Annotated in this window: 8 protein-coding genes and 2 pseudogenes; 2 read left to right on the forward strand and 8 right to left on the reverse strand. The window is 54.4% G+C overall.

The features are described 5' to 3' along the window. The 8 genes and pseudogenes from DFR77_RS11585 to dusB form a co-directional block, all read right to left on the reverse strand. Positions 1-323: pseudogene (locus tag DFR77_RS11585) on the reverse strand (IS1595-like element IS1016 family transposase); the annotation flags it as partial. A gap of 61 nt (positions 324-384) precedes the next feature. Then, the gene (pepN, locus tag DFR77_RS11590) at positions 385-2,988 is read right to left on the reverse strand and encodes an aminopeptidase N (RefSeq protein WP_057321798.1); all 2,604 of its coding nucleotides are present in this window, start codon (positions 2,986-2,988) and stop codon (positions 385-387) included. Positions 2,989-3,212: 224 nt separating this feature from the next. After that, on the reverse strand, positions 3,213-4,007 hold the full coding sequence (locus DFR77_RS11595) for a 3'-5' exonuclease (protein WP_003692193.1): 795 nt from the start codon (positions 4,005-4,007) through the stop codon (positions 3,213-3,215). Between the two features lie 902 nt (positions 4,008-4,909). Further along, the gene (locus DFR77_RS11605) at positions 4,910-5,779 is read right to left on the reverse strand and encodes a lipid A biosynthesis lauroyl acyltransferase (RefSeq protein ID WP_010356740.1); all 870 of its coding nucleotides are present in this window, start codon (positions 5,777-5,779) and stop codon (positions 4,910-4,912) included. Positions 5,780-5,829: 50 nt separating this feature from the next. Further along, positions 5,830-6,366 (reverse strand): crossover junction endodeoxyribonuclease RuvC, encoded by a 537-nt coding sequence (gene ruvC / locus DFR77_RS11610; protein ID WP_003687445.1) that lies wholly within the window; start codon positions 6,364-6,366, stop codon positions 5,830-5,832. 2 nt (positions 6,367-6,368) lie between these two features. Beyond that, positions 6,369-6,608 carry a Fis family transcriptional regulator gene (locus DFR77_RS11615; RefSeq protein WP_003687442.1) on the reverse strand — a complete coding sequence of 80 codons (240 nt, stop codon included), beginning with the start codon at positions 6,606-6,608 and terminating at the stop codon, positions 6,369-6,371. 26 nt (positions 6,609-6,634) lie between these two features. Next, positions 6,635-6,784, reverse strand: a complete 150-nt coding sequence (locus DFR77_RS13495) for a hypothetical protein (RefSeq protein ID WP_003694809.1) — start codon at positions 6,782-6,784, stop codon at positions 6,635-6,637. Positions 6,785-6,796: 12 nt separating this feature from the next. After that, entirely contained in the window at positions 6,797-7,801 is a 1,005-nt protein-coding gene (dusB, locus tag DFR77_RS11620) for a tRNA dihydrouridine synthase DusB (RefSeq protein ID WP_003687441.1), read from the reverse strand. A 213-nt stretch (positions 7,802-8,014) separates the two neighbouring features. On the opposite strand from dusB, the gene DFR77_RS11630 reads away from it, so the two are divergent. Next, a complete protein-coding gene (locus tag DFR77_RS11630; protein ID WP_003687439.1) occupies positions 8,015-9,388 on the forward strand; it encodes a DEAD/DEAH box helicase in 1,374 nt (457 codons plus the stop codon). A 179-nt stretch (positions 9,389-9,567) separates the two neighbouring features. Then, positions 9,568-10,806: pseudogene (locus DFR77_RS14455) on the forward strand (NAD(P)/FAD-dependent oxidoreductase). The last annotated feature ends 166 nt before the right edge of the window (positions 10,807-10,972 follow it).

Consider the following 10,972-nt stretch of genomic DNA (forward strand, 5'->3'; position numbering starts at 1 on the left):
TCCGCGGCAACGGTATAGGTCCGCCCGTTGCGTTTCGGAATGCCGAAGACAACCGCTTTTCCTGCCGCGCCGCGACCGCGTCTGCCTTTACGCCGCCCGCCGAAACAGCTTCCGCCCGGCCCGGCGGGGCCCTCGAAAACCTCATCGGCAGCCAAGGCCAAACGATGGTTGGCAACCGTGCGGATTTTACGGTAAAACAGTGCCGCCGAATCGGGATGGATACCCAAAATATCGGCGGCAGAACGGGCGGTAACTTCCGGTACAAAAGAACGGAGCGGTTCTTTTTGTACTTCTTTCTTTAATTTGCAGTGTGTTATCTTCATATTTCGAGGGCAACATATCTGCTAATCTAGTACAGACCCTTGTTTTTTCTGTTTGACTGCCTCAACCCAAAATCTTGCCGACGATTTCGCCCACGTCTTTCGACAATCCTTCCTGCGCCCGAATGCACTGCAATTCTTGTTTCACCAAGTTTTTGCGGTGCGGCTCGAGCTTGTTGCAGAGGTTGAACGCCTGCACCAGGCGGGCGGCGACCTGCGGGTTGAAGCGGTCGATTTCGATGACTTTGTCGGCGATGAAGCGGTAGCCGCTGCCGTCTTGTGCGTGAAAATGCGGGACGTTGCGGCTGAAGCTGCCGATGAGCGAACGGGCTTTGTTGGGGTTTTCGAGATTGAATTTCGGATGCTGCAAGGCGGTTTGAACCTGTTGCAGGGTGTCGCTGCGGCGGCTTGAGCCGATAAGGGCGAAATATTTGTCCATCACCAGCGCGTCGTCTGAAAACTTGTCGGCAAACTGCGCCAGCAGGCAGTTGCGCGTATCGCTTTCGTTGCCGTTGACGGCGGACAGGATGCCCCATTCGTGGGTCATGTTTTGCGCCATTTCGCCGTATTTTTCGGCAACAGTTTCGATGTGCGCGGGGTCGGCGCGCAGGACGAAGGCGCGGCAGACGTTGCGCAGCGTGCGCCAGTCGGCGGTTTCGGGGCTGTATTCGTAACTTTGGTTTTCCTGCTTCGCCGCCTGACGGTTCAATTCGTGCCATTTCGGCAGAAAGCGGACGGCAAGCGTATCCAACAAGGCTTCGCGCGCCTGATGGTAGCGCAGCGGGTCGATGTTTTCCGTGCCGTCCCACAGTTCGGCTTCGGACGGCACGCCCAAAAGCAGGGCTTTGAAGGCGTTGTCCAAGAGGTCGTCTGAAATGACTTTTTCGACGGCGGCAAGCAGTTTTTCGTGTTTCGGCAACCCGATGCCGTCTGAAAGCGCGGCAAGGTTGGCGGCGACGGCGCGACGGTAGAGCGTTTGGGCGGCTTCCCAGCACGTGAAAGCGTCGCTGTCGTGGGCGAGCAGGAGCAGCAGGTCGTCGTCGCTGTACGGATAGTTCAGATACACTGGCGCGCTGAACCCGCGCAGCAGCGAGGGAACGACGGCTTCGGTTACACCTTCGAGCGGGAAGGCCTGTTCGGCTTCGGTCATCAGCAACACGGCTTCGGTTGCGCGTTTGCCCTGATAATCGAATGCCACCGCTTCGCCGTTGCGGTTCAGAAGCCCGACTTTGACGGGAATCATCATCGGCTGTTTGTCCGCCATATCGGGCGTGGGCGGCACGGTTTGTTTAATGGTTAACTCGAAAACATTGTTTTTCAGACGGCCTTCGGCTTCCAAAACGGGCGTGCCCGCCTGGCTGTACCACAAGGCGAACTGGTCGAGATTGATGCCGTTCGCATCCGCCATCGCCGCGCGGAAATCGTCGCAGGTCACTGCCTGTCCGTCGTGGCGTTGGAAATATAGCTTCATGCCTTTTTGGAAGCCCTCTTCGCCGAGCAGGGTATGATACATCCGCACCACTTCCGCGCCTTTTTCATAAACGGTCATGGTGTAGAAATTGTTCATCTCCTCATAGCTGACGGGGCGCACCGGATGGGCGGTCGGGCCTGCGTCTTCGGGGAACTGGTTCTGGCGCAGCAGGCGGATGTTCTCGATGCGGCGCACGGCGCGGCCGGCGCGGTCGCCGGAAAACTCTTGGTCGCGGAACACGGTCAGCCCTTCCTTCAGCGAAAGCTGGAACCAGTCGCGGCAGGTTACGCGGTTGCCCGTCCAGTTGTGGAAATATTCGTGTCCGACCACGGATTCAATGCCTTCGAAATCGGTATCGGTGGCGGTGCGGCTGTCGGCGAGGACGAACTTGGTGTTAAAAATGTTCAAACCCTTGTTTTCCATCGCGCCCATATTGAAATCGCCTACGGCGACGACCATGAAAATATCCAAGTCATATTCCAACCCGAAGCGCGTTTCGTCCCACTTCATCGCGTTTTTCAACGATTCCACGGCAAAGCCGACCTTGGGCTTGTCCGCTTCGGTGGTGTAAAACTCGATTTTGACGTTTCTGCCGCTCATGGTGGTGAAACGGTCTTCCGTTACCGCCAAATCGCCCGCGACCAAAGCAAACAGATAACTCGGTTTGGCAAACGGGTCTTCCCATTTCACCCAATGGCGGCCGTCTGAAAACTCGCCGCCGTCGATTTTGTTGCCGTTGGAAAGCAAAACGGGATAGCGTTTTTTGTCCGCGACGATGGTGGTCGTGAACTTGGACATCACATCCGGACGGTCGATGTAGAACGTGATTTTGCGGAAGCCCTCCGGCTCGCACTGGGTAAACAGATTGCCGCCGGAAGCATACAGCCCCATCAGCGATTTGTTTTCCGCCGGCAGGATTTCGGTTTCCACTTCGACGGTGAAGCGTTCGGACGGTACGTCTGCAATCGTCAGCGTCTCGCCTTCCAACACATAATCCGCCGCCGCGCCGTTGATTTTGACGGACAAGAGTTTTGCCGAACCGTCCAACACCAGCGGCTCGCCCGCCCTCTGCGGCTCGACCGTCAAACGCGACTTCACGACGGTTTGCGGTTCGGCAATGTCGAAATGCAGTTCGGTTTCAAGAATGCGGTAGGCAGGCGTTTGGTAATCTTTCAGATAACGGACGGTTTTGCTCATTTTTTTCTTTCAATATTGTTTGGTTTGACTGGAAAAGGCTTCAGACGGCACGGATACAGCTTTTAAAGCGGATTAACAAAAATCAGGACAAGGCGACGAAGCCGCAGACAGTACAGATAGTAAGGCAAGGAGAGGCAAGGCTGTACCGGTTTGAATTTAATCCACCATACGCCGTCTGAAACCGAAACGGCGGCACAAGCGTACCGCCTTCGGACAGCAGGTTTCTATTTCCACGCTTGGACAAATTCTGCCCAATGCGGTTTGTCTTCTGTTTGGGCGGAGAGATAGTTTCTGATCCGCTTGATTTCCATTTCGTATTCGTCCGCGTCGAATCTGCCGCTGACCAGACAGAAACGCAGATACATCAAATACGTATTCACGGCATCGGTTTCGCAATAATTGCGGATTTCCTTCAGCCTGCCCGCGTGGAACGCCTCCCACACCTTGCTGCCGTCCATACCCAGCTTACCCGGAAAGCCGCACAGTTTCGCCATATCGTCCAGCGGCACATTCGCCCTCGGCTGGTAAAGCGCGAGCAAATCCATCAAATCGCAGTGGCGTTGGTGATAACGGCTGATGTAGTTGTTCCACTTGAAATCGCGGCTGTCGCCGAAATCGCCGTCGCCCATATCCCAATAGCGCGCGGCGTTGATGCCGTATATCAGGGAGCGGTAATGCAGTACGGGCAGGTCGAAACCGCCGCCGTTCCAGCTGACCAGTTGCGGCGTATGTTTTTCAACCAATTCGAAAAACTTGGCAATCACGACTTCTTCGCCATCGTCCATCTCGCCGATGGTGCCGACATGAACCTTGTCCTGCCCCCAGCGCATACAGCAGGAAACCGCCACAACCTGATGGAGGTGGTGCTGCATAAAATCGCCGCCGGTCTGTGCGCGGCGTTTCTGCTGCGCGAACAGCACCACTTCGTCATCCGGCAGGGAAGACGGCAAGTCATACAACGTACGGATACCCTGCACATCGGGTACGGTTTCAATATCGAAAGCCAAAATCGTATTCATGGCAGTACCTTGCATTCAAAAACAGACTTGCGCCTATTGTGTCATTAAAAGGCGGATAAAAAAAGAGGCAACCCCCACAGGATTGCCCCAATACCTCAAATCAGAGATTTACGCTTCACAAACAATACAGGCTTTCGCCTGCGGCTTTACCCGCGTAGCTCAACCCTGCGCCGGCAAACTTTCGTTTCACCGTATCCGATGAAACCCCGACCAACCGCAAGACTGACCGGAAAATCCTTTCAGACGGCATTGCTCCGCTGTATCTGTAATTCTGTGTAGCGGAATGTACGCCTTTTTTCACACCTTGCCAAATATTTTTTAAAACAGGGGAATAAAAATGCCTGATTTAGATTATTGCTTAAAATTATAAATAAACAAAATAAAATTCCATATATTTTTATAACTTGATATTAATTTAAATATTATATAAATTTTTAGCACAAAATATCTGACTATCTGTTTAATGAAAAAGGCTTATATGAGATACTTGTTTACAACTTTATGTTTTTAAACAAATTTAATTTTATAGTGGATTAACAAAAATCAGGACAAGGCGGCGAAGCCGCAGACAGTACAAATAGTACGGAACCGATTCGCTTGGTGCTTCAGCACCTTAGGGAATCGTTCTCTTTGAGCTAAGGCGAAGCAACGCCGTATTGGTTTTTGTTAATCCACTATAATATATTAACCGGGTTTTCGGCATCCACTCCCCTTTGTTCTCGGAATAAGCCTTTAAAACCGATTTCGTTTTTTGTCAATTTTAAAAAAGCATTGTTTTTACAAACAACTGAACCGTTAAAACCGTCCGGCAAATCCTGTTTGTACAACCCGGGTTTCAAATTCCCAAAAACAATCGGGGTTTTTGATCTGAAACGCCTGATTTGTTTTGTAATTTTATGTAGTCAGTAAAAATCGGGGCTGCCTTCCGGACGGGTTTTGAAACGCTTGTGCAGCCAGAAATATTGTTCCGGATGTTCGCGCACGCGTTCTTCGATAAAGCGGTTCATACGTTGCGCGTCGGCTTGCGCGTCTTCACTCGGAAAGGATTTCCAAGCGGGATAGAATTGCAATGTAACCGTATTGTCCGCCTCGCGGACGGGAATGGCGGGTATCACTTTTGCATTTGCAAGCGCGGCAATGCGGCTCAAGCCGGTAATCGTTGCCGTCTGAATGCCGAAAAAATCCACAAAAACCGAATTGTTGCGTCCGAAATCCTGATCGGGCAGATACAGGAACGGCGCACTGCTTTTGCGGAACTGTTTGACGAGGGCGCGCAGCCCTTCGGTGCGCCCGATAAGGAAGACGTTGTGATAGCGGTTGCGGCCTTTCAAAATCTGTTCGTCCAATATCTTGTTTTTTTGGTGGGAATACATACTGATCAGCGGGACATCCTGATTAAGCGCGTACACCGCCATCTCGAACGCGGTAAAGTGCGGGTACAGGATGATGACTTTTTCCCCCGCCGCCAGCGCGTCGTCCAAATAATGCTTATTGCGGTAGCGCACCAGCGATTTCAGGCATTTGGCAGGCGCGTACCAATATAAGCCGTATTCGAGCATCAGTTTTGCCATGTGTTTGAAATGCTGTTTCAACACGGTTTTACGCTTTTCTTCGTCCCATTCGGGAAAACATTTTGCCAAATTGATTTCGCCGATACGGCGGCGCGGTTTGACCAGAAGGTAGGCAAGCGAACCGATCAGGCCGGCAATCTTGTGCAGCAGCGCAAACGGCAGAAACTGCAAAACATACAGTACAAAAAATATAAATTTCATCTCGGTACACATTTTCTTTTCAGGCGGCAAAATACAAATGCCGTCTGAAACTATTGAAACCTTCCGCGCTTGACCTGCATCCCCGAAGGATTGAGTTTGGCGGCAAGCCCGTGGTTGCGTAAGGCGTGGGTCAGCGCGACGGCAAGACCGTCCGCCGCATCCGCCTGCGGCGTTCCCGAAAGTCCCAGCATTTGCACCACCATATGCTGCACCTGTTCTTTCGCCGCCTTGCCTTTGCCGACCACCGCCTGTTTGACCTGCAAGGCCGTGTATTCCGAAACGGGCAGCTTATGGCTGACCAAAGCCGCCAATGCCGCTCCGCGCGCCTGACCGAGCATCAGCGTCGATGCCGGATTGACGTTGACGAACACCTGTTCCACCGCCGCCTGTTGCGGCTTGTAAACGGCAACGACTTCGCCGATATGCCGCACAATCACGGCAATCCTGTCTGCCAGAGGCTCATCGGCAGGCGTTTTGATGCAGCCGGAGGCGACGTAAAAATGATCGCGCCCCCTGACATCGATGATGCCGAAACCCGTTACGCGGCTGCCCGGGTCGATGCCCAAGATACGGACGGTTGCCGACATATTCACAGCAAACCGTGTTGAATCAGTTTCTTACGCAAGGTATTGCGGTTCAGTCCCAGCATCACGGAGGCTTTGGACTGGTTGCCGCCGCATTGCTCCATCACGCACACCAGCAGCGGCTTTTCCACCTGATGCAGTACCATATCGTACACGCCGCAAGGTTCGGTGCCGTTCAGGTCTTTGAAATATTGGTTCAAGTTCTGCTCGATACATTGCGCAATGTCCGCAGTCGCAGGGTTCATCGCATATCCTTTTGATTGAAATGTTTTTAAGACGGAATGCCGTCTGAAAGCCTTTTGGCGAAACCCGTTCCACTCGTTTTCAGACGGCATTTATTGTTTTCGACATTCGCCGGCCTGGATTCCGCCCGACCTCCGAACCATGCAGACAGATGCCGTCCGAACCCGAACGGCGGCATGGCAATACTGCCCTACCCTTCCCGATAGCCGCACGCCCAACGGTCGGTTTTTCCGGCAAGCCTTTCAAGATAACCGGCAAGTGTGTCGTATTGCGCCGCCGCATTGTCCAAGCGGTTGATTTCACGCCGCGCCTGTTCGCCGTCGGGCATTTCGCCGATGTACCAGCCTATGTGTTTGCGTGCGATGCGCACACCGACGGTCTCACCATAAAACGCGTGCATGGCGCGGATGTGGTTCAAAATGGCGGCTCTGCATTCTGCCAAACTCAAGGCAGGCGGTAAAACGCCGTGTTCGGCATAATGCTTCAAATCGCGGAAAAACCACGGCCTGCCTTGCGCGCCGCGCCCTATCATGATGCCGTCGGCGGCGGTTTGTTTGAGGACGGCGGCGGCTTTTTGCGGCGAAGTGATGTCGCCGTTGACCCAGACCGGGATGTTCAGACGGCTTTTGGTCTCGGCGATGAGTTCGTAACGCGCCTCGCCTTTGTACATTTGCGTGCGCGCGCGCCCGTGGACGGCAAGGGCGGCAATGCCGCAATCTTCGGCGATTTTGGCGATGGCGGGCAGGTTTTGATGGTCGTCGTGCCAACCCAAACGGGTTTTGAGGGTAACGGGTACGCCCGCCGCCTTGACCACCGCCTCCAAAATGGCGGCAACCAGCGGCTCGTCCTGCATCAGCGCGCTACCGGCTTGGACGTTGCACACTTTCTTGGCGGGGCAGCCCATATTGATGTCGATGACCTGCGCCCCGAGTCCGACGTTGTAACGCGCCGCATCCGCCATCTGTTCGGGGTCGCTGCCGGCAATCTGCACGGCAACGATGCCGCCTTCATCGGCAAAATCACTGCGGTGCAGGGTTTTTCCGGTATTCCTGAGCGTCGGATCGCTGGCCAGCATTTCGCACACCGCCCAACCTGCGCCAAACGCCCGACAGAGGCGGCGGAAGGGTTTGTCGGTAATGCCCGCCATCGGCGCAAGTGCGATGGGGTTGTCGATAAAATAACCGCCGATGTGCATAATGGGCCCGCGTTTCAAAAAAGTGCGCCATTGTACATTTTTTAAGCAGGATTTCCAATCTGCGGACGCGCCCGCGATTGGGGCGGGCACCGTTTTATGGCATAATCCGCACACAAATTCCCGTCCCCGCCGTTCACAGGCGGGCAGTTTATTTCCCCGTCCTATCGGTTTCCCGCTTCAGACGGCATAAGGTCTGAAAGAAAGACTACAATCATGAGTAATCCATTTTCCTCTTTAGGTTTGGGTACGGAACTGGTTTCCGCACTGACCGCGCAAGGTTACGAAAACCCGACGCCCATCCAAGCCGCGGCCATTCCCAAAGCACTGGCCGGACACGACCTGCTTGCCGCCGCGCAAACCGGCACAGGCAAAACCGCTGCCTTTATGCTGCCCAGTCTGGAACGCCTCAAACGTTACGCCACCGCCAGCACCTCGCCTGCAATGCACCCCGTGCGTATGCTCGTGTTGACCCCGACGCGCGAACTTGCCGACCAAATCGACCAAAACGTGCAGGGCTACATTAAAAACCTGCCGCTGCGGCATACCGTCCTCTTCGGCGGTGTCAACATGGACAAACAAACCGCCGACCTGCGTGCCGGCTGCGAAATAGTCGTCGCCACCGTCGGACGGCTGCTCGACCATGTGAAACAGAAAAACATCAGTTTAAACAAAGCCGAAATCGTCGTTCTGGACGAAGCAGACCGCATGTTGGATATGGGGTTTATCGACGACATCCGCAAAATCATGCAGATGCTGCCCCGCCAACGCCAAACCCTGCTCTTTTCCGCCACCTTCTCCGCACCGATACGCAAACTGGCGCAAGACTTCATGAACGCGCCCGAAACCGTCGAGGTTGCCGCCCAAAACACCACCAACGCCAACGTCGAACAACACATCATCGCCGTCGATACCTTCCAAAAGCGCAACCTGCTCGAACGGCTGATTGTCGATCTGCATATGAACCAAGTTATCGTCTTTTGCAAAACCAAACAAAGCGTCGACCGCGTAACGCGCGAACTGGTGCGCCGCAACCTGTCCGCACAGGCGATACACGGCGACCGTTCCCAACAAAGCAGGCTCGAAACACTCAACGCCTTCAAAGACGGCAGCCTGCGCGTCCTCGTCGCCACCGATATCGCCGCGCGTGGGCTGGACATCGCCGAACTGCCCTTCGTCATCAATTACGAAATGCCCGCCCAGCCCGAAGACTACATCCACCGCATCGGACGCACGGGGCGCGCCGGTGCGGACGGCGTGGCGATTTCCCTGATGGACGAATCCGAACAGAAAATGTTTGAGGCCATCAAAGAACTGACCGGCAACAAGCTGCTCATCGAACGCATCGAAGGCTTCGAGCCCCGATGGTGGGAACAGGAAGGCTCAAAACCGGAAAAAACCGAAACAAGCGAACCGAGACAACGCAACCGCTACGAATCCGCCAGGGCTCAGCGCGAAAAAAATACCCGGCCGGAAACCACGGCAAACGATGCGGGCGCGGCCTGCGGAAAAATTGCCGGGCGCAGCCGCCGAAGCCGCCGGGGACACCGGACGTGCGCCCTGCTCCAACCGCGTTACGGCGTAAAATAACCCTGAAAATCAAATGCCGTCTGAACATTTCCCGTTTCAGACGGCATTTTTCAAACCGGACTGACGCATTGGGAGCAACCGCCCGCACCGGATAAATTTCTTCCGCAAACAGTTTCAGACGGCATTTGCTGCCTGTACAATATCATTTCCTTTTCCACTCAAACCATCAGGATTTCCCAATGTCCACCCAATTCGATGTCGCCGTAATCGGCGCAGGTCCGGCAGGTTCGGCCGCATCCGCCCTGCTCCGCAAAAAAGGTTATCAAGTCTGCGTGTTGGAAAACAGCACTTTCCGCGCTTCGTCATCGGCGAAAGCCTGCTGCCGCACTGTATGGAAATGCTGGAAGAAGCCGGTTTTGCCGATGCCGTTCGCACCGGGCCCGGCTTTCAGTTGAAAAACGGTGCGGCGTTTTCGTGGGGCAGCCGCTATACCGAGTTTGATTTCACCGATAAATTTTCAGACGGCCCCGGCACGGTTTACCAAGTCCGCCGCGCCGTGTTCGACAAAATCCTGATTGAAGAAGCCGCCAAACAAGGCGTTGAAGTACGTTTCGGGCACGGCGTAACCGCGTTCGACAACAGCGGCGATTTTGCCCGCTTGAACATCGAAACCGACACCGGCGAGAGCTATGAACTGACCGCGAAATTCGTCTTGGACGCAAGCGGCTACGGACGCGTGCTGCCGCGCCTGCTAAACTTGGAAACGCCCTCGCACCTGCCGCCGCGCCAAACGCATTTCACGCACATCGACGACAACATTACCCACCCGAAATTCGACCGCAACAAAATCCTGATTACCACCCATCCGCAACAACCGCGACGTGTGGATTTGGCTGATTCCCTTCGGCGACAACCGCTGTTCCGTCGGCGTGGTCGGCACACCCGACAAACTTGCCGGCGAATCGGAAACGGTGTTGAAAAAATTTGTTTACGAATGCCCGATGTTGAGCGAAATTTTGGACAAAGCCGTTTGGGAAAACGATTTTCCGTTCCGCTCCATCCAAGGCTATTCCGCCAACGTCAAATCACTGCACGGCAGGCATTTCGCGCTGTTGGGCAATGCCGCCGAGTTCCTCGACCCCGTGTTCTCGTCGGGCGTAACCATCGCGCTGCACTCCGCCGAACTTGCTGCCGATCTGCTGACAAAACAACTCAAAGGCGAAGCCGCCGATTGGCAAACCGAATTTGCCGAACCCCTGATGATCGGCGTAGACGCGTTCCGCACCTATGTGGACGGCTGGTATGATTTCCGCTTCCAAAACGTCGTGTACGCGCCCGACCGCAGCCCGGAAATCAGCCGTATGCTTTCTTCGATTTTGGCAGGCTACGCGTGGGATACCGAAAACCCGTTCGTGGCGAAATCCGAACAACGCCTGACTGCCTTGTCAGAATGGGTCGGTCAGTTGGAAAGCGAATAAATCCTGCCATACAAAATGCCGTCTGAATCCAATCGGGTTCAGACGGCATTTTTATTTCATCATTCACACAAATATAGTCAATTAAAATCAAAATAGGACAGTAGTGCATCGTCAAATCGGGCGTAATCAGACAAAACGGTTCGCAGATACCGCTTAATATTCGCCC

This window comes from Neisseria gonorrhoeae, assembly GCF_003315235.1.
In the GTDB taxonomy this organism is placed as follows: Bacteria; Pseudomonadota; Gammaproteobacteria; order Burkholderiales; family Neisseriaceae; genus Neisseria; species Neisseria gonorrhoeae.

Coding starts and splice junctions, on each gene's coding strand:
- pepN (WP_057321798.1), bottom strand. CDS start 2,988: ATGAGCAAAACCGTCCGTTATCTGAAAGATTACCAAACGCCTGCCTAC.
- DFR77_RS11595 (WP_003692193.1), bottom strand. CDS start 4,007: ATGAATACGATTTTGGCTTTCGATATTGAAACCGTACCCGATGTGCAG.
- DFR77_RS11605 (WP_010356740.1), bottom strand. CDS start 5,779: ATGAAATTTATATTTTTTGTACTGTATGTTTTGCAGTTTCTGCCGTTT.
- ruvC (WP_003687445.1), bottom strand. CDS start 6,366: ATGTCGGCAACCGTCCGTATCTTGGGCATCGACCCGGGCAGCCGCGTA.
- DFR77_RS11615 (WP_003687442.1), bottom strand. CDS start 6,608: ATGAACCCTGCGACTGCGGACATTGCGCAATGTATCGAGCAGAACTTG.
- DFR77_RS13495 (WP_003694809.1), bottom strand. CDS start 6,784: ATGCCGCCGTTCGGGTTCGGACGGCATCTGTCTGCATGGTTCGGAGGT.
- dusB (WP_003687441.1), bottom strand. CDS start 7,801: ATGCACATCGGCGGTTATTTTATCGACAACCCCATCGCACTTGCGCCG.
- DFR77_RS11630 (WP_003687439.1), top strand. CDS start 8,015: ATGAGTAATCCATTTTCCTCTTTAGGTTTGGGTACGGAACTGGTTTCC.